We start from the raw sequence: 21,255 nt of genomic DNA, 5'->3' as shown, positions 1-21,255 counted from the left end.
CCTCTTGTTCAAGCCTGCTTTCATACGTGCGCTTCGTATTAAAGATTGCTTGAATGTGACTTCAAGCGAGGCTTACTTCCCCAACTTCAAAAAGTCATCCCCCTTGCCCAACTCCAGCAGCCCTGCATTGGAATACACCTGCAACTTGGCGCGGGTGTCTTTAATGTCCAGGTTGCGCATGGTCAGTTGACCAATGCGGTCCAGCGGGCTGAACGGCGCGTCTTCCACCTTTTCCATGCTCAGGCGCTCAGGCGCATAGGTCAGGTTGGGTGATTCGGTGTTCAGCAGCGAGTAGTCGTTACCACGGCGCAGTTCCAGGGTCACGGTGCCGGTCACGGCCTTGGCGACCCAGCGCTGGGCGGTTTCGCGCAGCATGATGGCCTGGCTGTCGAACCAGCGGCCCTGGTACAGCAGGCGGCCGAGTTTTCGGCCGTTGTCGCGGTACTGCTCGATGGTGTCTTCGTTGTGGATGCCGGTGATCAGGCGCTCGTAGGCGATGAACAGCAGCGCCAGGCCGGGCGCTTCGTAGATGCCGCGGCTTTTCGCTTCGATGATGCGGTTTTCGATCTGGTCGCTCATGCCCAGGCCGTGGCGGCCGCCAATTTCGTTGGCCTTGAGGATCAGGCTGACCAGGTCGGGGTGGTGGACGCCGTTCAGCGCCACGGGGCGGCCTTCTTCAAAGGTCACGCTGACTTCTTCGGCCTTGACCACGCAGTCGTCTTTCCAGAAGGGCACGCCCATGATGGGGTTGACGATCTTGATGCCGCTGTTGAGCTGTTCCAGGTCTTTGGCTTCGTGGGTGGCGCCCAGCATGTTGCTGTCGGTGCTGTAGGCCTTTTCGGCGCTCATCTTGTAGCCAAAGCCGTTGGCGGTCATGAAGGCGCTCATTTCAGAGCGGCCACCCAGTTCGTCAATGAACTGCTGGTCCAGCCAGGGCTTGTAGATCTTCAGCGCGGGGTTGACCAAGAGGCCGTAGCGGTAGAAGCGCTCGATGTCATTGCCCTTGAAGGTGCTGCCGTCGCCCCAGATGTTCACATCGTCTTGCTGCATGGCGCTGACCAGCATGGTGCCGGTCACGGCGCGGCCCAGCGGCGTGGTGTTGAAGTAGGTGGAGCCGGCAGTGGTGATGTGGAAGGCGCCGGCCTGCAGCGCGGCCAGGCCTTCAGCGGCGAGCTGCGGGCGGCAATCAATCAGGCGCGCCTTGATGGCGCCGTATTCCATGGCCTTGCGCGGGATCTCGTCGTAGTCGGCCTCGTCGGGCTGGCCCAGGTTGGCGGTGTAGGCGTAGGGCAGGGCGCCCTTTTGTTTCATCCACAAGAGCGCAGCGCTGGTGTCGAGGCCGCCGGAGAAGGCGATGCCGACCTTTTGGCCGGCGGGGATGTTTTGCAGGATGGTGTTAGACATTAAATTGACCTCTAGCCCTTGTGGAGTATGCGCAGGCAGCTATGAAATTAGGAGTAATTTGCCTGCGGATCAGCCGAAGTGGCAGATGTAGTGATAGGCCTCGCCGACACGGATGTCGAAGGACGAGTTGCCCGGCACGCTGAATTTTTCACCGGCCGAGGATGTCACCCAGTTGTCGCTGCCGGCGAGTTTGTACTCACAGGCGCCGGCCACACACTCCATGATCTCGGGTGCACCCGTGTTGAAGGTCAGTGTCGAGGGCAGCACCACGCCGACGGATTTTTTGCTGCCGTCGGCAAAGGTGATGCCGTGGCTCACACACTTGCCGTCGAAATACACGTTGGCTTTCGTGGTCACGCTGATGTTGTCGATTGTTTCTGTAGTCATGGTGATTTGAAATAGGGCGGGGAAAATGTCCGGCTGCCGGGCAGGGGATGCAAAGCCTGTGATTTTAGGTCACCCGGGCCTCCGGCACGTGGCGGGCGGGTCCTGACGGGGCAAGGGCCCTGAATCCGTTCGGCTATTTCAGGCGTATCACGAATGCAGGACAATCATGTCCATGAATGCAGAAAGCCCGGATACCCAATTGATCGCGCTCATCGACCGCGTCGCCCTTGCCGACGAATCGGCGCTCAGGGAACTGTACGAACTGACCTCCTCCAAGCTGTATGGCGTGGCGGTGCGTGTGGTCAGCAACCGAAGCTGGGCCGAGGACGTGCTGCAGGAGGCCTTCATCAACATCTGGCGCATCGCGGGCGACTACAAGGCCACGCTGTCGCCGCCCATGGCCTGGCTGTGCCTGATCGTGCGCAGCCGGGGGCTGGACTTTCTGCGGCGCCGCAACTCCGACCGGGCCGACGCGGTGCAGGAGCTCGACGATGTGATGTCCGACACGATAGAGGGCGACTCCGCCAACCCGATGGACACCGCCCTGGCGGGCGAGCAGGCCTGGGCCCTGCACCAGTGCCTGAGCCAGTTGGGCAACAAGCAGCGCGAGGTGGTGAGCCTGGCCTACCTGCGCGATCTGAGCCACGGGGAGCTGGCCGACCAGCTCAAGCTGCCACTGGGCACGGTGAAGACCTGGATACGCCGCGGCCTGGAGCAGTTGCGCGGCTGCATGGCCCGGTTTGCCTGAGATGAAGCCGATGTTTGTTTTGTTTGATCTGTTTGCTCTGTTTGTTCCTGCTGCGTTGCGGCGGGAAACTTCTGAAGAAGGTGGCGTATGAACCTGACCCGCAATCCCGCGCTGATTGATCAGCTGGCGGCCAGTTATGCGCTGGGCACCTTGCGTGGCGGCGCGCGTCGCCGTTTCGAGGAGCTCGCGCGAACCCATGCAACCGTGCGCGCCGCCGCGCTGATCTGGCAGGGGCGCATGGCTTCAGTCACCGAACTGCAGGCGCAACAGGCGCCCAGTCCCGCCGTCTGGAAGCGGATTGAAAACCTCGTCCAGGCGGACAAGCAGGCGCGGGCCATGCAGGCAGCGCGCCAGGTGCCCGCCGCCAGGGCCGGCTGGTGGGCCAGCCTGGGCCTGTGGCAAGGCGCAACCGCGGCCGGCGCCATGGCGGCGGTGGTGGCCGTGGTCACCGGACTGAACTTCAACACCCAGCTCAACGGCCAGGTTCGGGAGCTGAGCGCCCGGCTGGCGGCCACCCCCGAAATCCGTTACGTGGCGGTGCTCGCCGACGACAAGGCCGCGCCCGCGGTGCTGGTGACCTACGACCCCAAACACAGCCAGCTGCAGCTCAAACATGTGGGCCAGTTCCACCCCGGCCCGGACAAGTCCCTGCAGCTGTGGGCGCTGCCGCAGGCCGGCGGGCCGAAGTCGCTGGGCGTCCTTGGTGAAGGCACGGTGATCCGTCTGCCAGCCGGCAGCGGTGAGGTGAACAACGTGCCGGCGCTGGCTCTGAGCCTGGAACGCCTGGGCGGCGTTCCGGCAGGCAGCGGTCCGAGCGGGCCGGTGCTGTTCAAGGGTGCGTTGCTCCAGACGGCGCTTTAGAGCGGGCAGCCGGGCAGGCAAGCCGGCAGGCAAAAAAAAGGGGCTTTCAAGCCCCTTTTTGTTTTGCTGGCCTAACGCCAGTGACGGTGACCGTAGCCGCCGCGGCTGTAGCCGAAATTGAACGACAGGCCCACCGGCGGGTAGTAGGGGCGCGGGTAGTAACCGGGGTAGGCGACCACCGCCGGCTGCACGTAGACCGGTTGGGAATAAACCGGCTGGTAGACGGGCTGCGAATAAACCGGTTGCGTATAGACAGGCTGCGAATAGACAGGTTGCGAGTAGGCCGGTTGCGAATAAACCGGCTGGGCAGGCTGGCCATAAGCTTGCTGGGCACCGGCCTGCGGCGCGGGCATCGCACCCACCGGCGTGACCTGCAGCCGCACATACAGGCCGGGGTCATTGGGCATCTGCACGGTGTACTGCTTGTCGGCGTATTCGTAGACCACGTTGTAGTGCGAGGTGCGGTTTTCGTAGGAGGTCTGGGTGCCGCACTGCTGCACGTTCTGCACCTGGCTGCGGTTGCCTTCGATGTTGTTGCCGACCATCGCGCCACCGACCAGGCCAATCATGGTCGCCAGGGCGCGCCCGCCGCCGTCACCGATGGCATTGCCCATCGCGCCGCCGGCCAGGGCGCCCATCACCGCGCCGGCGCCCGAGGGAGGCGCTTCGGTGATCATGGGCTGGGTGTTGCAGACCTGGCGCGGAACGCTGACCTGCTGGACCACCGGGGTGCTGGAAATCACGCGCGCCAGGATGTCCATGGCTGACGCGTTGACGGCAAACAGGCCGGAGGCTGCGGCAACAGCGGATAAAACAAGTGCTTTTTTCATGGTTCAAATCCTTTTTCAGCCGGCTGGAAGAGCCCCTTGCGGGAGGCCAAAATGACGGCTATCAGTTTAATGATTCAGAGTCAATTTGGTGCACACAAGTTCAGTAAAGCCCTGTAAAGCTGACCCGGCCCCGCCCGCTTTACAAACGCCCCGCGGGCGGCCTCACAGTCGGTCAGCCCAGCTTTTTTCGTCAAATCCGACCGTGACCTGCGTGCCCCAGTCCACCACCGGGCGTTTGATCACGCTGGGCTGCGCCAGCATCAGCGCGCGGGCGCTGGCGGCGTCCACCGTGGCGGCCTGCAGCTGCGGGTCCAGCTTGCGCCAGGTCGTGCCCTGGCGGTTAAGGAGTTTTTCCCAGCCCACCGCGCGCTCCCACGCGCTGAGCCCGTCGGACGGCACGCCCTGTTTTTTGAAATCGTGAAAAGTATAGGCAACACCGTGTGCCGCCAGCCAGGCGCGGGCTTTTTTGACGGTGTCGCAGTTGGGAATGCCATAAACAGTGATCATGCGCAGATTTTCGCATGGTTTGGCAGCAAATTGGCCCTATCCCCTTGCTGGGTGGGCGCAAACAGCTATTGTTTTGATAGCTATCCAACCCCATCCCGCGTACGGTCGGGCCGGCGGCGCGATCGGGTGCGGCGCGGCAGCGGCGACAATACCGCTTCCATGGACAAGCCCCACACCCTAGCCGACTGGCTCGCGCACTGCGAACGCCTGCACCCCCACGCCATTGACCTCGGACTGGACCGCGTCCGCAGTGTTGCCGAACGCATGGCGCTGCGGTTTGACTGCCCGGTCATCACCGTCGCCGGCACCAACGGCAAGGGGTCGAGCTGCGCCATGCTCGAAGCCATTTTGGGGCAGGCCGGCTACCGCACCGGCGTCTACACCTCGCCGCACCTGGTGCATTTTGAAGAACGCTGCCGCCTGCGCGGCGAGATCGCCCGTGCCGACCAGTTGCTGCCCCACTTCGAGCGGGTCGAGGCGCTGCGCGGTGAGATTTCACTGACCTATTTCGAGTTCACGATGCTCGCCATCTTCAGCCTGATGGCCGCGTCCGGCCTGGACGTGGTGGTCCTCGAGGTCGGGGTTGGCGGGCGGCTCGACTCGGTCAACATCATTGATGCCGACTGCGCATTGATCACCAGCATCGACATCGACCACACCGAGCTGCTCGGCAAGGACCGCGAAAGCATTGGCCGCGAGAAAGCCGGCATCATGCGCGCCGGCAAGCCTGCTGTCGTGGGCGACCCGGTACCGCCGCAAAGCGTGATAGATCACGCCGCCGAAGTGGGCGCTGACCTGTGGCGCCTGGGCCATGATTTCAACTTCTCCGGCGACAAGCAGCAGTGGGCCTGGGCCGGCCGCGGCAGGCGTTACGCCGGCCTGGCCTATCCGGCGCTGCGCGGCGCCAACCAGCTGGTCAACGCCTCGGGCGTGCTGGCCGCGTTGACGGCCCTGCGCGACCGCCTGCCGGTGACCGCCCAGGCGGTGCGCAACGGGCTGGGCATGGTGGAGCTGCCGGGGCGCTTCCAGATCATCTCCGGCCAGCCGACGCTGGTGCTGGACGTGGCGCACAACCCGCACGCGGTGGCGGCGCTCACCGAGAACCTCGACGCCATGGGTTTTTACCCCTGCACCCACGGCGTTTTCGGCGCCATGGCCGACAAGGACCTGGCCCAGATGCTCAAGCGGGTGGGGCCGCTGGTCGACCGCTGGTATTTCACCGACCTGCCAACCCCCCGCGCGGCCAGCGCGGATGATTTGCTGACCACGTGGCAGGCGCTGAACACCCGCCAGGATGCGCGTGCCAGCGTGTTTTCCGACCCGGTCCAGGCCCTTCAGGCCGCCATCGCTGCGGCAGACCCCGCTGATAGAATTGTGGTCTTCGGATCGTTCTATACGGTGGGGGGTGTTTTGAAGGACGGCCTGCCGCGTCTTTTCGCTCCGCACGCTGCGCCTGAGCGCCACGCTTCATCAACCGATACCTAACGTAACGGATACCGTCATCGCCATGCCGTTTTTCAACTTTCGCCGGGGCCAAGCCTCTGCTGCAGCCGGGTCTGCCGCCCAGACCGAGAGCGTGGAAGTGATGCGCAAACGTGCCAAGCACCGCCTGATCGGTGCGGTGGTGCTGGTGCTGGCCGGGGTGATCGGCTTCCCCCTCTTGTTTGACACCCAGCCGCGTCCGGTGGCTGTCGATATCCCGATCGAGATCCCTGCCAAGAGCGGGGTCAAGCCCCTGGTGATGCCGCTGCCGGCCACTGCGCCGGCTGTCGCCGCCAGTGCCGCGTCGGCCGGCAGCGACAAGGTCACCGCTCCGACCAGCCTCTCGCCGCGCGAAGAAATCATCCCGGAGAAAAAGGCTGAAACGCCCGCTGAACCTGCGCAGCCTGCTATCAAAAAAGAAGCAAAATCGGAGCCAAAAGCAGAACTGAAAGCGGAGCCGAAACCCGAGCCCAAGGCCGCGGCCAAAACGCCCGTAGCCGCACCCGCCGGCGACGAGGGTGCCCGCGCCAAGGCCCTGCTCGACGGCAAGGCGCCCGCTGCCAAGGCCGCGCCGGCCGAGGCGGAAGGTCGCCTGGTGGTGCAGGTCGGTGCTTTTGCCGATGCCGACAAGGCCCGGGAAGTACGCCAGAAACTGGAGCGGGCGGGGCTCAAGACCTACACCCAGGTCGCCGACACCAAGGACGGCAAGCGCACTCGCGTGCGGGTCGGGCCGTTTGCCAGCAAGGCCGATGCCGACAAGGCCGCCAGCAAGATCAAAAGCCTTGATTTGCCGGCCGCCATCCTGACCTTGTAGGCATGTAACGCGTCGTGGCTGTTGCGGACTGGGCGTTTCTGGGGGTGTTGGTGGTGTCGCTGCTCATCGGCGCGTGGCGGGGGCTGGTGTACGAGATCCTGTCTGTTCTTGGTTGGGCGCTTTCGTTTTATGTCGCGCAATGGTTTGCGCCCGCGGTGGCTGCCGTGCTGCCGCTGCAGAGTGCGTCCGATCCGGTGCGTTACGCCGCGGCCTTTGTCCTGATTTTCATTGTGTCCGTGTTTCTGGCGGGCCTGCTGGCGGTGTTGTTCAAGAAGCTGGTGGAGGCCATCGGCCTGCGCCCGGTGGACCGGACCCTGGGGGCGGCATTTGGCCTGGTGCGCGGGGTGATCCTGCTGCTGGCGGTCACGGTGGTCGTCAACATGACCGCCTTCAAGACCAGCGCCTGGTGGCAGGAGTCGGTGGGCGCCGGCGTGCTGACGGCGGCGGTCAAAGGCCTGAAGCCGGTGTTGCCCGAACAGTTTGCAAAGTACCTCTAATGATGGGCCAATTGATGAACGGAAATGTATGTGCGGAATAGTTGGCGTTGTCAGTAACGCCCCGGTGAACCAGCTGATTTACGACGGGTTGCTTCTGCTGCAGCACCGTGGCCAGGATGCGGCCGGGATTGTCACGCAGCAGGGACGCAAGTTCTTCATGCACAAGGCCAAGGGCATGGTGCGCGACGTGTTTCGCACGCGCAACATGCGCGCGCTACCGGGCAACGTGGGCCTGGGTCAGGTGCGTTACCCGACGGCCGGCAACGCCTTCAGTGAAGACGAGGCGCAGCCGTTTTACGTCAACGCGCCGTTTGGCCTGGTGCTGTCGCACAACGGCAACCTGACCAATGCTGCCGAACTCAAGGCGGAACTGTTCAACACCGACCATCGCCACATCAACACCGACAGCGACTCCGAAGTGCTGCTCAACGTGCTGGCGCACGAGCTCGAAAAAACCACACGCGGACTGCCGCTGACGCCGGCCGACGTGTTTGCGGCCGTGCGCGGCGTGCACAAGCGTATCAAGGGCTCCTACGCCGTGGTGGCGCTGATTGCCGGCCACGGACTGCTGGCTTTTCGCGACCCTTTCGGCATTCGCCCGCTGTGTTTGGGCCGCGGCCAGAACGATAGCGGCCACACCATGATGGTGGCCAGCGAGTCGGTGGCCCTGGAAGGCACGGCCCACCAGTTCGAGCGCGACATTGCGCCGGGCGAGGCGGTGTTTGTGGACATGCAAGGCACCGTCCACGCCGAGCAGTGCGCGGCCCATCCGCAGCTCATGCCCTGCATTTTTGAATTCGTCTACCTGGCGCGGCCGGACTCGGTGCTGGACGGCATCTCGGTCTACCAGGCACGCCTGAACCTGGGCGAGACGCTGGCCAAACGCGTGGTGTCCACCGTGCCGCCCAACGAAATCGACGTGATCATTCCGATCCCCGAGTCAAGCCGGCCAAGCGCGACGCAACTCGCGCATTTGCTGGGCATTCCCTACCGCGAGGGTTTTGTGAAGAACCGCTACGTCGGCCGCACCTTCATCATGCCGGGCCAGGGCGTGCGCAAGAAATCCGTGCGGCAAAAGCTCAATGTGATCGCCAGCGAGTTCAAGGGCCGCAACGTGCTGCTGGTCGATGACTCCATCGTGCGCGGCACCACCTCCAGGGAGATTGTGCAGATGGCGCGTGACGCCGGTGCCAAAAAGGTCTACCTGGCGAGCGCGGCACCGCCGGTGCGTTACCCCAACGTCTACGGCATCGACATGCCAACCGCCGCCGAACTGGTGGCGCACGACCGCACGGTCGAGGAGATCCGCGTTGCCATCGGCTGCGATGCGCTGATCTACCAGGACGTCGAAGGCATGAAACGCGCCATCGGCTCGCTCAATGGCAAGCTCGACGGTTTTGATGCCTCGTGTTTCGACGGCGTCTACATCACCGGCGACATCACGCCCGAGAGCATTGCCAAAATGAACGAGCAGCGCATTGACAGCAGCGAAGAGGGCGATGTCGATGTCTCGCGCCTGGCGTTGCCCAATCCGCAGGAGGCCTGAGCATGGCCAACAAACAACTGCCCGACAACCTGCACCGCGACACGCTGGCCGTGCGTGTGGCGCTGGAGTCCAGCCAATACGGTGAAAACTCCGAAGCGCTCTTCCTGACCAGCGGTTTTGTGCAGCCCGACGCTGAAACCGCAGCCCGGCGCTTTGCCGGCACCGAAGACGGCTACACCTATGGCCGCACCTCCAACCCCACCGTCAGCAGCTTCGAGCGCCGGCTGGCCGCGCTGGAGGGCACCGAAGCCGCCATAGGCGCCTCGACCGGCATGGGCGCCATCCTCATGATGTGCATGGGCCTGCTCAAGACGGGCGATCACGTCGTCTGTTCGCGCTCGATGTTCGGCTCGACCTTGACACTGATAGGCCGCGAATTCGCAAAGTTCGGCGTCGAGACCACCTTTGTGTCGCAGACCGATGTGGCCGAGTGGAAGGCAGCGATCAAGCCCAACACCAAGCTGCTGTTCGCCGAAACACCGACCAACCCTCTGACCGACGTGTGCGACATTGCTGCGCTGGCTGATCTCGCGCACGGTGCCGGTGCACTGCTGGCGGTGGACAACTGTTTCTGCACGCCGGCCCTGCAGCGGCCGGCCGAACTGGGCGCCGACCTGGTGATCCACTCCGGCACCAAGTACCTCGATGGCCAGGGCCGCGTGATGGCCGGGGCGATCTGTGGCCCCTCAAAGCTGATCGTCGACGTGTTCGGCCCGGTGGTGCGCACCGCCGGCATGACACTGTCGCCCTTCAATGCCTGGGTCGTGCTCAAGGGGCTCGAAACACTGGGTATCCGCATGCAGGCGCAGTGCGCCAATGCGCTGGCGGTGGCGCGCTGGCTGGAAACGCAGCCCGGCGTAGCGCGTGTTTACTACCCGGGGCTGGCTTCCCATCCGCAGCATGACCTGGCCATGCGCCAGCAGTCGGGGCAGGGCGGTGCGGTGGTCTCTTTCGACGTGGTGGGCAACGATGCCGACACCGCGCGCGCCAATGCTTTCCATGTCATCAACAGCACCCGCGTGCTGAGCATCGCCACCAACCTGGGCGACACCAAGACCATCATCACCCATCCCGGCACCACCTCGCATGGGCGCCTGACCGAAGTGCAGCGGCAGGCCGCCGGCATCGGGCAGGGCCTGATCCGCGTGGCCGTGGGCCTGGAGCATATTGAAGACATCAAGGCTGACCTGCTGCGCGGCCTGGGCACCCTGACATGACACCAAAAACAAGAACGCGGTTTGCGCCTTCACCGACAGGCTTCATCCACCTCGGCAACATCCGCTCGGCGCTCTACCCCTGGGCGTTTGCACGCGCCACCGGCGGCGACTTCATCTTGCGCATTGAAGACACGGATGTTGAGCGCTCCTCGCAGGCTGCGGTGGACGTGATCATCGAAAGCATGCGCTGGCTGGGCCTGGATTACGACGAAGGCCCTCATTACCAGATGCAGCGCATGGACCGCTACAAGGCGGTGCTGGCCGAGCTGCAGGCCGCAGGCCATGTCTACCCCTGCTACATGAGCATGGCGGAACTCGACGCCCTGCGCGAAAAGCAGATGGCTGACAAGCAGAAGCCGCGTTACGACGGTACCTGGCGGCCCGAAGCCGGCAAGACCCTGCCACCGGCGCCCGCAGGCGTGTTGCCTGTGCTGCGTTTCAAGAACCCGCAGGGCGGCGCGGTCGTCTGGGATGACAAGGTCAAGGGCCGTATCGAGATCAGCAACGACGAGCTCGACGACCTGGTGATCGCGCGGCCCGACGGCACGCCGACCTACAACTTCTGCGTGGTGGTCGATGACCTTGACATGGCGATCACCCATGTGATCCGCGGCGACGACCACATCAACAACACGCCGCGCCAGATCAACATCTTCCGTGCCCTGGGCAAGGATGTGCCGGTCTATGCCCATCTGCCCACCGTGCTCAACGAGCAGGGCGAAAAAATGAGCAAGCGTCACGGTGCCAAGGCCGTCACGCAGTACGCCGAAGAAGGTTACCTGCCCGACGCCATGGTCAACTACCTGGCGCGCCTGGGCTGGAGCCATGGCGACGACGAAATTTTCAGCCGCGAGCAGTTCCTGCAATGGTTCAACCTCGACCACCTCGGCAAAAGCGCGGCGCAGTTTGACGAAGCCAAGCTGCGCTGGGTCAACGCCCAGCACATCAAGGCCATGGCCGACGACAGGCTTGCCGAACTGGTGTTGCCGTTCCTCAATGCGCGTGCATTGGCTGGCCTTGATGCTGGCCGGCGCGTGGCGGCCTGCGCCTTGCTGAAAGACCGGTGCAGCACCCTGGTGGAACTGGCCGACTGGATGGGCGTGCTGGTCAGCCATGAGCCGGTCAGTGCGGAAGACATCCAGGCCCATGTATCGGTCGATGTGGTGCCAGCCGTGTACCAGCTCGCGGAGTTGCTGGCCAGCTGCGAGTGGAACAAGCCGGCGATCGCCGCCGCCATCAAGCAGGTGTTGCAGGACAAGGGCCTGAAGATGCCGCAACTGGCCATGCCGGTGCGGGTACTGGTCGCCGGGCGCCAGCAAACGCCGTCGCTGGATGCTTTTTTGTCATTGATGGACAGGGAAAACGTGATTGCGCGTCTCGTCCACTTGAAAAGGCCCTGATTTTCGGGCTATAATTCAAGGCTCGACGATTGCAGGGAAACTTGCAACAGGGGGGTATAGCTCAGCTGGGAGAGCGCTTGCATGGCATGCAAGAGGTCAGCGGTTCGATCCCGCTTACCTCCACCATTAAATTGTCGAAAAGTTTTTGAATAGAGTTTTTTTGGTGGGCCTTTGTGTAAAAACAAAAAGCCTGCTGACGGAAGTTCCAAGGTTTTGACCCTATCGTCTAGAGGCCTAGGACACCACCCTTTCACGGTGGCTACAGGGGTTCGAATCCCCTTAGGGTCGCCAGAATTCTTCACAGCGATGTGAGGCACAAGGCACAAGTTGATAACAAGCCTGCGCAAGCAGGCGACTTGGCTCGCAAGAGCGAATGTTGTTGCTACCAGGAGTGGTAGTTCAGTTGGTTAGAATACCGGCCTGTCACGCCGGGGGTCGCGGGTTCGAGTCCCGTCCACTCCGCCAGTATTGAAGGGTTTGCTGCTATGAAAATAGAAGCAAACCCTTTTTGCTTTCCGGCTCCGGCTTTGTTCTCACGTGCCGCCTTCCGTTCAACGCCCGGTCGGGCAGTAGCTGTTTTTCGGTTCTTCGCCGCGCAGGTACTGCAATTCCTCTTCGTCCGTGGCCTTGCGCACCGTCGCCAGCTTGGCGCGGTCACCGTACAGGTCCTTCAGGGTGTCCGTCATTTGCTGGAACGGATCGTCCTTGGGGCCGAAGGCTTTGAACCAGCGGCGTGGACGGCCCTCGTAGTGGAAGTCCACGACCCAGGTGACGGAGGTCTTGAAAAACTCGGCCATACAGATGTGTGATCCGGTGGGGATGATGGACCATTGTAGGCAGGCGCTGGCGGTCTTGTTGCACTGGATGGACAACGTTTTCCGCGGCGCCACCAGCAGGGCGCCTGCTGACGCGGTAACCTTCGTCAGGTCATGACAAGAGAGAATCGGGCAGGCACGCCGATCTGGTCGGCCAACCGTCCATCAGGGAGAAAAAAATGAACCGGGATTTTGTGATGCGTCTGCTCAACGAGCGGATGGACCAGGCGGACCTGACCGAGGGGCGGGTGTTCGACATGGGCACCCTGGCCGAAGTGCTGATCAATGAGCTGGCTGAGAGCTGGGAAAACATTCCCGAGCGCACCCGCGCCATCATGATGGGCGCTGCCTTTGACCTGGTGATGCAAAACCTGAAGCTACAGGAGGCCGACATCGAGGCGGCGCTGGTCATTGAAAACCTGAAGAAGAAGTAGCGCCCCGTACGAGCAAGCCTGGGCACTTGCGCCAGGACACTTCTTCCTGGGGCTGCACGCGGGCAAGGCGCCGTCTCCCGGCCTTGAGGCGGCGCGTCGCTCGCATCACAATGGGCCCATGCGCAAATATTTTTCTGAAACCACCGGACCGCAGCGCCTGATGTATGGCCTTGCGGCAGGTCTGGCCGCGGCCGCACTGCCGCTGCCGATGGCCTGGCCGCTGCGCGGCCTGCTTGGCTGGTGTGCGGGCATAGTCGTTTACCTGGTGCTGGCCTGGTGGCTGGCCATGGGTTTTGACGCGAAGGGCACCCGCGAACGCGCCCAGGCGCAGGACGAGCCCAGCGTGGTGATTTTCCTCATGCTGCTGCTGGCCACCCTGGCCTGTGTGACGGCCATTGTGTTCATGATGCAGCAGAGCCGGGACCTCTCGGGCGTGGGGCGCACCCTGCAGATTGCCTTGTCGATGGCGGCGCTGGCTGCCTCCTGGCTGTTCATTCAGGCCGTTTTTTCGTTTCACTACGCACACCGCTACTACCACGAAGAAAAACGCAATCAACCCGCCGGGGCCGGCCTGTTGTTTCCGGGCGGGCTGGACCCTGACTATTTTGATTTTCTCTATTACGCCCACGTGGTCGGCATGACCTCGCAGGTGTCCGACGTGCAGATCACCTCGCGCGCCATGCGTCGCCTCACAACGATCCACGCGGTGTTGTCCTTTGCCTTCAACATGCTGATTCTGGCGCTCAGCATCAACGTGGTGGCGGGCTCCCTGAAATAGGAACTTCAGTCTTCGCGCAGCTGCCTGTCCAGCGCACGCTTGTCGGCATGCCGGGTGGCCGATTGCGACTTGCGGTGCGCACCCGCCTTGCGTTGTGCCGCCGGCACGACCAGCGGGTTGCGCGGCCGGGTGGCCTTGAGCTTGAGTTTGATCTTGGTCTTGCGGGCGGAGCTCATCGGGGAATTTTAAGCAGCCCGGTGGACAGCGCCGTGCCGCACACAATCACCACCGCGCACAGCAGCATCCACAGCGTGACGGCCTCGCCCAGAAACAGCACGCCGTACAACACCGCAAACACCGGCACCACAAACGTCACGGCCAGCGCACGCGCCGGGCCGGCCGATGCAATCAGCCGGAAGTACAGGATGTAGGCAATGCCGGTGCACAGCACGCCGACCACCAGCAGGGCCAGCCAGGCGCTGCTGCCGGGCATTTTTGCCGGCCACAGCCACAGGGCCGGCAGCGCCAGGCCCAGCGTGGCGCCGATCTGGCTGCCAGCGGCGGTGACCAGCGGCGGCAGCCCGGTCAGGTAGCGCTTGGTGTAGCTGGCCGACAGCGCGTAACAGATGCAGGCAAACAGGCAGGCCAGCACGGCCCAGCCGGGCGCCACACCCGAAGCGTCAGGCTTGAACGTGGCCTTGTCCCAGGCCAGCATGGCGACCCCGGCAAAACCGACCACCAGGCCCAGCAGGCGCGAGGGGTTGGGCTTGTCCTTCAGCCAGAGCCAGGCCACCAGCGCGCCAAACATCGGCACGGTGGCGTTGAGAATGGCCGACAGGCCGGTGGTGATCGACAGCAGGGCAAACGAGAAGCAGGCAAACGGAATGCCGGAATTGAACATGCCGATCAGGAACACATGGCGCCAGTTTTTCGCCAGCGTGGGCCCCAGCCCGCGCAGCAGCACCAGCGGCAGCAAAAAGGCCGCGGCAATCGCAACGCGCACGGCCGCCGTCGGCAGCGGGCCGAACTCGACCGTGCCGATACGCATGAACAGGAAAGACGAGCCCCAGATGGCGGCCAGCAGCACGAAGTCGATCGCCCAGTGCTTGGTGCGGGCGCCGGCGGTTGCAATTGCGGAGGTTGAACTCAAGACTGATGCTCCTGAAGAACGCCTTCAAGCTTGAGCAGGGCGGTTTTGCGGTCCAGCCCGCCGGCGTAACCGGTCAACGCGCCATTGGCGCCCATCACGCGGTGGCAGGGCACGATGATGCTGACCGGGTTGCGGCCGACGGCGGCGCCCACGGCGCGCACGGCGGCTGGCTTGCCGATGCGCTGGCTCACTTCGCCGTAGCTGGCGGTGCCGCCTTGCGGGATTTTCAGCAGTGCCTGCCACACGGATTGCTGGAAAGCCGTGCCATAGGCCAGGTCCAGCGGCACATCGAATTCGGTGCGCTGGCCGGCGAAGTATTCGCCGAGCTGGCGGATGACTTCCTGCAGCACCGGATGCCCGGGGGCGCTGGGCCACGTGGCCGTGCGCCGCGAAGCAACAAGCGTCGGGGCTTTCTCTCCACCAGTCGGGGCCGTGGAACCGGCCTTGCCGGGCCGCAGGCGCAGCGCCCCCCCGGGGGGCAGGGAGGACACGTCAGTGCCGAGCGTGGGGGCCAACAATTCAGGTGGGAGATGGCGCTGGCCCTCGAACCAGAGCCCGGCCAGCCCCTTGTCGGTCGCGGCAATGATCATCTTGCCCAGAGGGCTTTGAAAAGTGGTCTGAACGATGGAGCGGTCAAATTTCATGTGGTTCACCTTTTGAATGGTTTCGGGTTCCCGCCTGCTATTCAGGCTGTTGTGAGGTTTTCCCCTTTGCGTACGGGGTTTGTTTGCTATCAAATAAGAAGCGGCATGGCTTTTTTATCCATCCGTACACATTTCAGGGAAAAAGGAAGCTCCATCATTCGCTGCTGATCCTCGCGCGGCGGCACTTTCCCGTCCAATGAAATCGAAGCGCCTGATTCATGCCCTGAACGCATGGATCGCAGGGGCCGTCAGCCGGTGGGTTCCATCGCGCCGCTCCAGGCCCGGATCACGGCGTAGCTGCGCCAGGGCTTCCAGGCCAGCGAGGCGAGCCTGGCTTCCTTGGCCGGGTTTTTCAGCCCCTGCACGCCGAGAGCCTTGTGCAGCGCCACGTCGCCGGATGGAAAGGCGTCGGGCCAGCGCAGTGCCCGCATCGCGATGTACTCCGCCGTCCAGTCGCCAATGCCGCGCAGGGCTTTCAAGGCGGCGATGGTGGCGTGGATATCGGCGCCGCCATGCAGTTGCAGGCGCTTTTCGGCCACGGCCTGGGCAATGCCGACGATGGCCGTCTGCCGCTGCCGGACAATGCCGAGCTGGCCCAGCGCGTCGCCGCTGGCCTGCGCCAGCACGGCCGCCGCAGGAAAAAGCCGCGTCAGGGCGGGCCAGGGGGTTTCAATCGGCTCGCCGAATTTGTCCACCATGCGCTGCGCCAGCGTGCGCGCGGCCGCCACCGTGATCTGCTGGCCCAGCACCGCACGCACGGCGAGTTCATAACCGTCCATCGCACCGGGGACGCGCAGGCCGTCGCCGCCCGGAAAAGAGGCGTGCAGCACGCTGTTGATGGCCTGCGGGTCGGCGTCGAGGTCGAGCATGGCGCGCAGCCGCCGTATCACCAGCGGCAACACCTCGCGCAGCGAGTCGCTGATGCGTAGCGCAACGTGGCAGCGGCTTTCGTCGAAGGTGGCGTGGATCCAGCCGGCGTGCACCTTGCCGCCGGCTTCTACGCGAAAAGTGCGTCCTATCCCCACGCTGCCTGCGCCGTCAGCTACAAATTCGATAGCGTTGATCTGGCGCTTCCTGAAAAAGGCGGCCATGGCTGCCACGTCATACGGCGGGCGGTAACCGAGCCTGACGGTGATGCCGGAGTCCGGCGAGGTGTCGCCCTGGCGCCGCATCTGCGTCGGGTTCAGGCCATAGTGGTCGACAAATGCCGCGTTGAAGCGCCGCACGCTGGCGAAGCCGCTGATCAGCGCAACCTGCGTGATGGGCAGCGCGGTGTCGGCCAGCAACTGCTTGGCCGTCAGCAGCCGGCGCGTCTGCAGGTACTGCATGGGCGACACGCCGAATTGTGTTTCGAAAATGCGCCGCACGTGGCGGTCGCTGACGCCCAGTTTGGCGGCCAGCGATTCCACCGAAGGCATGCCATCCGGCCAAGCGTCGGGTTCATCCAGCAGGCGGGCCGCCTGGTGCGCCAAAATATAGGAAGCATCCTGGATGGACCAGACCACCGAGTGCGGCGCCAGTTCGGGCCGGCAGCGCAGGCAGGGCCGGAAACCCGCGTTTTCGGCCTGCGCGGCATGGCCGAAGAAGCGGCAGTTTTCGCGCTTGGGGGTCTTGACGCTGCAGACCGGCCGGCAGTAAATGCCGGTGGAGGTAACACCTGTAAAAAAACGGCCGTCGAAGCGAGCGTCCCGCGCTTTCAGCGCGAGGTAGCAGGCATCGTCGGCGAGAGGGGTGGCGTCCGGGGTCATGGGCTGGATGATACGTGGCGGGCGGGTTTTGACTAGCCGTTTCCGGACATCTGCCGCATGCCCCCGGCGCCTACAATCTACGCTGTTTTGCAACCCCAGGAGTGCCCACCCCATGCAGCTTGACGCATCCATTTTCAAAGCTTACGACATCCGCGGCGTGGTGCCCTCCACCGTCAATGAGCCGGTCGCCGAGGCGCTGGGCCGGGCCTTTGGCAGCATTGCCCTGACCCAGGGTGAACACACGGTGGCGGTGGGGCGCGACGGGCGCCTGAGCGGGCCGGCCCTGAGTGCGGCGCTGATACGCGGCCTGGCGGCCAGCGGCGTGGATGTGGTCGATATCGGCATGGCCACCACGCCCATGCTTTATTTCGCGGCCAGCACGCTGGCCAGCTCCGGCATCCAGATCACCGGCAGCCACAACCCGAAAGACTACAACGGCTTCAAGATGGTGCTGGCCGGCCGCGCCATTTACGGTGAAGACATCCAGGCCCTGCGCCGCAGCATGGAAGCCGAAGGCTGGGCCACGCCGGCCCGCGCGGGGAGCATCACCCAGGTCAATGTGCTTGCGGCCTACCGCGAGCGCATCGTGGCCGACGTCAAGCTCACGCGGCCCATGAAAATTGTCATTGACTCGGGCAACGGCATTGCCGGGGCGTCGGCGCCGGACATTTTCCGCGCGCTGGGCTGCGAGGTGACCGAGCTGTTCAGCGAGGTTGACGGCACCTTTCCTAACCACCACCCCGACCCGAGCAAGCCGGAAAACCTCAAGGACCTGATCACCGTGCTGCAGGCGGGCGACGCCGAGCTGGGCCTGGCCTTTGACGGCGACGGCGACCGGCTCGGTATCGTCACGCGTGACGGCAACAACATTTACCCGGACCGCCAGATGATGCTGTTTGCGCGTGATGTGCTGTCCCGCGCGCCGGGCGGCGCCATCGTGTTCGACGTGAAGTGTTCGCAGCGCCTGGCCCCCGAGATCGAGGCCGCCGGCGGCGTGCCCATGATGTACCGCACCGGCCACTCGCTGATCAAGGCGAAGATGAAGGAAGTCAATTCGCCGCTGGGCGGCGAGATGAGCGGCCACATCTTTTTCAAGGAGCGCTGGTTCGGCTTTGACGACGGCACCTACGCCGGCGCCCGCCTGCTGGAGATCGTGAGCCGTTCGCCCGATGCCGGCGCACTGCTCAATGCCCTGCCCACCAGCTTCAGCACACCCGAACTCAACGTGGCCTGCAAGGAAGGCGAGCCGCACACGGTGGTCGACGCGCTGGTGTCCCTGGCCATGGAGGCGATGCGCGATGCCGGTCCTTCGCCGGCCGGCCCCGATCCCTCGGGCGGCAGCGCGTTGCGCGAAGCCATTAACGCGGGCGCCAAAATTTCAACGATAGACGGCGTGCGCATCGACTGGGCCGACGGCTTCGGCCTGATCCGCGCCTCCAACACCACGCCGGTGCTGGTGCTGCGTTTTGAAGGCCGCACCCCCGAGGCGCTGGCGCGCATCCAGGCCGACATGCTGGGCCTGCTGCGCAGCGTCAAGCCCGATGCCAGTTTTGCAGCCGCAGCGCACTAGATGTTGTCCCCACGGTTCCAACATTCCGTTCGTCCTGAGCTTGTCGAAGGATGCCCCCCGAGAAGGCTGGCTTTGCTTGGGGCGGCTGGCGCGTTGTGAAAATCCTTCTTGTCAAGCTCTCGTCGCTCGGCGACGTGGTGCACACCTTGCCGGTGGTGCAGGACCTTCTGGCGGCGTGCCCCGGCGCGCAGATCGACTGGGTGGTGGAAAAAGCATTTGCGCCGCTGCTGTCCCCGCTGCTGGCAAGCGGCCATCTGCAGCGTGTCATCCCCTGCGAGCTGCGTCGCTGGCGCAAGGCGCCTCTGGCGGCGGCCACGCGGGCCGGGTGGGGCACTTTCAAAAAGCAGCTGCAGGCGCAGCCGTACGACGCGGTGATCGACCTGCAGGGCCTGACCAAATCCGCCCTGGTGGCGCGCCTGGCCCGGCTGGCGCCGGGCGGCAAGCGTTACGCGCTGGCCAACCAGACCGAGGGCTCGGCCTACGAGGCGCCGACGCGCTGGGTGGCCGACGTGGCGATTGCCATGGAACCGCACATTCACGCCATGCAGCGCGGGCGCGAGCTGTGCGCGCGAGCCCTGGGCTATGCCTTGCCGCCGGTTCCGGATTTTGGGTTAAAAGTGCCTCCAGCCCTTATGGAGCAAGCGCAAGCAGCTCCTGAAACCATAGCATTTGTGCACGGTACTTCGCGTGCCGACAAGCAGTGGCCGCTGCAGAACTGGGTCACGCTGGGCCGCCAGCTCATCGCGCAGGGCTACCGAGTTGCCCTGCCGCACGGCAGCACGGACGAACTGGCGACGAGTCAGGCCATTGCTGCGGCGTTGAACGGTGATGACGAGGGTGGGGGCGCCATCGTGTGGCTCCGCCTGTCGCTTGACGCGCTCACGCAAAAGCTCGCGCAGTGCGCCGGCGTCATCGGCGTGGACAGCGGCCTGAGCCACATCGCCGTGGCGCTCGATCTCCCGCATGTGCAGATCTACAACTTCGACACCGCCTGGCGCACCGGGCCACTGTCTGGCTCAGCGGGGCCGGCCGGGCCAGGCGTTCAGCGCCAGCTCAGCGTTTTCGCCCAGCCCACCCCGTCGGTGCAGGCGGTCTGGGACGCCTGGCTCAGTTGCCAGCCGCTTCCGGCGCAGGTGTCGGAATGGGCGCCGCTTCCCTGATGATTCGGCAGCTTTATTCACTGCTGATGTGGGCGGCCCAGCCCTTTTTGCGGCGCAAGCTGCGCCGGCGCGGTCTGGCCGAGCCGGGTTACCTCGACGCCATCGAGGAGCGCTTCGGCCACTACACGCAGGCTGCCGAAACCACCTCCGGGCTGGTGTGGGTGCACGCCGTGTCGCTGGGCGAAACCCGCACCGCGGGCATTTTGCTGGCGGCCCTGCGCGCGCGCTGGCCCGGGGTTCGCATTCTGCTGACCCACGGCACCGCCACCGGCCGGGCCGAGGGTGCGGGCCTGCTGCGTGCGGGCGACGTGCAGGTCTGGCAGCCGTGGGACAGCCAGGCCGCGGTGGCGCGGTTTTTCACGCACTTCCGGCCGCGCCTGGGGCTGCTGCTGGAAACCGAGGTCTGGCCCAACACCGTGGCCGGCGCGCAGGCGCGCGGCGTTCCGCTGGTGCTGGTCAACGCGCGCCTGTCTGACAAGTCGCTGCAGCAGGCGCTGCGCATGGCGTGGCTGTCGCGGCCGGCCTACGCGGCGCTGGCGGCGGTGTACGCGCAAAGCGACAACGACGCCGAGCGCCTGCGCAAGCTCGGTGCGAGGGTAGAGGGTGTGTTCGGCAACCTCAAGTTCGACGCCGCGCCCGACGCGGCGCAGCAGGAAGTCGGGCGGCGCTGGCGCCAGGCGCTGGGCCGGCCGGTGCTGATGCTGGCCAGCTCGCGCGAAGGCGAGGAAGACGATTTTTTAAAGCAAATAACGGCGCTGGCCCTTTCCACGCGGGCGCAAGCAGCTCCTGAAACAGGAGCAAACGGCGAGCCGTCGCCGGCCACCGCCGACTTCCGTATCCTGATCGTGCCGCGCCACCCGCAGCGTTTTGACGAGGTGCAGGCCCTGGTTGAAAAACACGGGCTTTCGGTGTCGCGCCGCTCCTCCTGGGCCGATGCGCCCGTGGCCGCCGATGTCTGGCTCGGCGATTCGCTGGGCGAGATGGCGCTGTATTACGCCATGAGCGACGTGGCCCTGCTGGGCGGCAGCTTCGCGCCGCTGGGCGGGCAAAACCTGATCGAAGCCGCCGCCTGCGGCTGCCCCGTCATCATGGGCCCGCACACCTTCAACTTTGCCGAGGTCGCCGAACTGGCCGAGGCCGCCGGTGCTGCGCGCCGCGTTTCAGACATGGCCGAAGCCGTGCGCGCGGCCCGCACCATGCTCAGCCGGCCGGCCGCACAGCAGGCCGCCGCAGCCGCAGGCCGGGCGTTTTCGGCACAACACCGCGGCGCGGCGGCCAACACCGTGCAGGCGCTGGAAGAACTTCTCAAAATAGGCTGAAGGC

Annotated in this window: 22 protein-coding genes and 3 tRNA genes; 16 read left to right on the top strand and 9 right to left on the bottom strand. The window is 64.7% G+C overall.

Annotated features, from left to right (window positions below):
• Positions 1-72: 72 nt before the first annotated feature.
• Together argG and PSV33_RS02775 are read right to left on the bottom strand one after the other, a co-directional pair.
• Entirely contained in the window at positions 73-1,404 is a 1,332-nt protein-coding gene (argG, locus tag PSV33_RS02780; protein ID WP_300558370.1) for an argininosuccinate synthase, read from the bottom strand.
• Between the two features lie 69 nt (positions 1,405-1,473).
• On the bottom strand, positions 1,474-1,791 hold the full coding sequence (locus tag PSV33_RS02775; RefSeq protein WP_300558367.1) for a pyrimidine/purine nucleoside phosphorylase: 318 nt from the start codon (positions 1,789-1,791) through the stop codon (positions 1,474-1,476).
• 172 nt (positions 1,792-1,963) lie between these two features.
• On the opposite strand from PSV33_RS02775, the gene PSV33_RS02770 reads away from it, so the two are divergent.
• A complete protein-coding gene (locus PSV33_RS02770; protein ID WP_300558364.1) occupies positions 1,964-2,539 on the top strand; it encodes a sigma-70 family RNA polymerase sigma factor in 576 nt (191 codons plus the stop codon).
• Positions 2,540-2,626: 87 nt separating this feature from the next.
• Entirely contained in the window at positions 2,627-3,400 is a 774-nt protein-coding gene (locus PSV33_RS02765) for an anti-sigma factor (RefSeq protein WP_300558361.1), read from the top strand.
• A 71-nt stretch (positions 3,401-3,471) separates the two neighbouring features.
• On the opposite strand, the gene PSV33_RS02760 is transcribed toward PSV33_RS02765, so the two are convergent.
• Together PSV33_RS02760 and PSV33_RS02755 are read right to left on the bottom strand one after the other, a co-directional pair.
• Positions 3,472-4,230 carry a glycine zipper 2TM domain-containing protein gene (locus tag PSV33_RS02760; RefSeq protein WP_300558359.1) on the bottom strand — a complete coding sequence of 253 codons (759 nt, stop codon included), beginning with the start codon at positions 4,228-4,230 and terminating at the stop codon, positions 3,472-3,474.
• Positions 4,231-4,392: 162 nt separating this feature from the next.
• Positions 4,393-4,737, bottom strand: a complete 345-nt coding sequence (locus PSV33_RS02755; protein ID WP_300558356.1) for an ArsC family reductase — start codon at positions 4,735-4,737, stop codon at positions 4,393-4,395.
• Positions 4,738-4,896: 159 nt separating this feature from the next.
• Here PSV33_RS02755 and folC point away from each other — a divergent pair, with 159 nt between their 5' ends.
• The 9 genes from folC (at position 4,897) to PSV33_RS02710 (ending at position 12,158) form a co-directional block, all read left to right on the top strand.
• Positions 4,897-6,222: a bifunctional tetrahydrofolate synthase/dihydrofolate synthase gene (gene folC / locus PSV33_RS02750; RefSeq protein ID WP_300558353.1), complete on the top strand. Its 1,326-nt coding sequence runs from the start codon at positions 4,897-4,899 to the stop codon at positions 6,220-6,222.
• A 22-nt stretch (positions 6,223-6,244) separates the two neighbouring features.
• Positions 6,245-7,033: an SPOR domain-containing protein gene (locus tag PSV33_RS02745; RefSeq protein WP_300558350.1), complete on the top strand. Its 789-nt coding sequence runs from the start codon at positions 6,245-6,247 to the stop codon at positions 7,031-7,033.
• Between the two features lie 14 nt (positions 7,034-7,047).
• Entirely contained in the window at positions 7,048-7,530 is a 483-nt protein-coding gene (locus PSV33_RS02740; protein WP_300558347.1) for a CvpA family protein, read from the top strand.
• A gap of 28 nt (positions 7,531-7,558) precedes the next feature.
• Positions 7,559-9,076 (top strand): amidophosphoribosyltransferase, encoded by a 1,518-nt coding sequence (purF, locus tag PSV33_RS02735; RefSeq protein ID WP_300558344.1) that lies wholly within the window; start codon positions 7,559-7,561, stop codon positions 9,074-9,076.
• Between the two features lie 2 nt (positions 9,077-9,078).
• A complete protein-coding gene (locus PSV33_RS02730; RefSeq protein WP_300558342.1) occupies positions 9,079-10,293 on the top strand; it encodes an O-succinylhomoserine sulfhydrylase in 1,215 nt (404 codons plus the stop codon).
• A complete protein-coding gene (gltX, locus tag PSV33_RS02725) occupies positions 10,290-11,693 on the top strand; it encodes a glutamate--tRNA ligase (RefSeq protein ID WP_300558339.1) in 1,404 nt (467 codons plus the stop codon). The genes PSV33_RS02730 and gltX overlap by 4 nt, the downstream gene beginning before the upstream one ends.
• Before the next feature lie 50 nt (positions 11,694-11,743).
• Positions 11,744-11,819, top strand: a tRNA-Ala gene (locus tag PSV33_RS02720).
• Positions 11,820-11,908: 89 nt separating this feature from the next.
• Positions 11,909-11,984 (top strand) — tRNA-Glu (locus tag PSV33_RS02715).
• Between the two features lie 97 nt (positions 11,985-12,081).
• A tRNA-Asp gene (locus PSV33_RS02710) sits at positions 12,082-12,158 on the top strand.
• Positions 12,159-12,244: 86 nt separating this feature from the next.
• Here the strand turns inward: PSV33_RS02710 and PSV33_RS02705 are convergent.
• Positions 12,245-12,490: a hypothetical protein gene (locus PSV33_RS02705; RefSeq protein ID WP_300558336.1), complete on the bottom strand. Its 246-nt coding sequence runs from the start codon at positions 12,488-12,490 to the stop codon at positions 12,245-12,247.
• Positions 12,491-12,687: 197 nt separating this feature from the next.
• Here PSV33_RS02705 and PSV33_RS02700 point away from each other — a divergent pair, with 197 nt between their 5' ends.
• Together PSV33_RS02700 and PSV33_RS02695 are read left to right on the top strand one after the other, a co-directional pair.
• A complete protein-coding gene (locus tag PSV33_RS02700; RefSeq protein ID WP_300558333.1) occupies positions 12,688-12,942 on the top strand; it encodes a hypothetical protein in 255 nt (84 codons plus the stop codon).
• Positions 12,943-13,060: 118 nt separating this feature from the next.
• The gene (locus tag PSV33_RS02695; protein WP_300558330.1) at positions 13,061-13,720 is read left to right on the top strand and encodes a DUF1345 domain-containing protein; all 660 of its coding nucleotides are present in this window, start codon (positions 13,061-13,063) and stop codon (positions 13,718-13,720) included.
• A 5-nt stretch (positions 13,721-13,725) separates the two neighbouring features.
• On the opposite strand, the gene PSV33_RS02690 is transcribed toward PSV33_RS02695, so the two are convergent.
• The 4 genes from PSV33_RS02690 to PSV33_RS02675 form a co-directional block, all read right to left on the bottom strand.
• The gene (locus PSV33_RS02690) at positions 13,726-13,896 is read right to left on the bottom strand and encodes a hypothetical protein (RefSeq protein ID WP_300558327.1); all 171 of its coding nucleotides are present in this window, start codon (positions 13,894-13,896) and stop codon (positions 13,726-13,728) included.
• Positions 13,893-14,810: a DMT family transporter gene (locus PSV33_RS02685; RefSeq protein ID WP_300558324.1), complete on the bottom strand. Its 918-nt coding sequence runs from the start codon at positions 14,808-14,810 to the stop codon at positions 13,893-13,895. Before PSV33_RS02685 ends, PSV33_RS02690 begins: the two co-directional genes overlap by 4 nt.
• Positions 14,807-15,454: a methylated-DNA--[protein]-cysteine S-methyltransferase gene (locus PSV33_RS02680; protein WP_300558322.1), complete on the bottom strand. Its 648-nt coding sequence runs from the start codon at positions 15,452-15,454 to the stop codon at positions 14,807-14,809. The genes PSV33_RS02685 and PSV33_RS02680 overlap by 4 nt, the downstream gene beginning before the upstream one ends.
• A 248-nt stretch (positions 15,455-15,702) precedes the next feature.
• Positions 15,703-17,202: a DNA-3-methyladenine glycosylase 2 family protein gene (locus PSV33_RS02675; protein ID WP_300558319.1), complete on the bottom strand. Its 1,500-nt coding sequence runs from the start codon at positions 17,200-17,202 to the stop codon at positions 15,703-15,705.
• Between the two features lie 112 nt (positions 17,203-17,314).
• Here PSV33_RS02675 and PSV33_RS02670 point away from each other — a divergent pair, with 112 nt between their 5' ends.
• The 3 genes from PSV33_RS02670 (at position 17,315) to PSV33_RS02660 (ending at position 21,251) form a co-directional block, all read left to right on the top strand.
• The gene (locus tag PSV33_RS02670; RefSeq protein ID WP_300558315.1) at positions 17,315-18,772 is read left to right on the top strand and encodes a phosphomannomutase/phosphoglucomutase; all 1,458 of its coding nucleotides are present in this window, start codon (positions 17,315-17,317) and stop codon (positions 18,770-18,772) included.
• 95 nt (positions 18,773-18,867) lie between these two features.
• Positions 18,868-19,932, top strand: a complete 1,065-nt coding sequence (gene waaC, locus PSV33_RS02665; protein WP_300558312.1) for a lipopolysaccharide heptosyltransferase I — start codon at positions 18,868-18,870, stop codon at positions 19,930-19,932.
• Entirely contained in the window at positions 19,914-21,251 is a 1,338-nt protein-coding gene (locus PSV33_RS02660; protein WP_300558309.1) for a 3-deoxy-D-manno-octulosonic acid transferase, read from the top strand. The genes waaC and PSV33_RS02660 overlap by 19 nt, the downstream gene beginning before the upstream one ends.
• Positions 21,252-21,255 lie beyond the last annotated feature (4 nt).

The organism is Polaromonas sp. (assembly GCF_029945895.1).
Taxonomy (GTDB): Bacteria; Pseudomonadota; Gammaproteobacteria; order Burkholderiales; family Burkholderiaceae_C; genus Polaromonas.
This window is presented reverse-complemented; position numbering and strand designations above follow the sequence as displayed.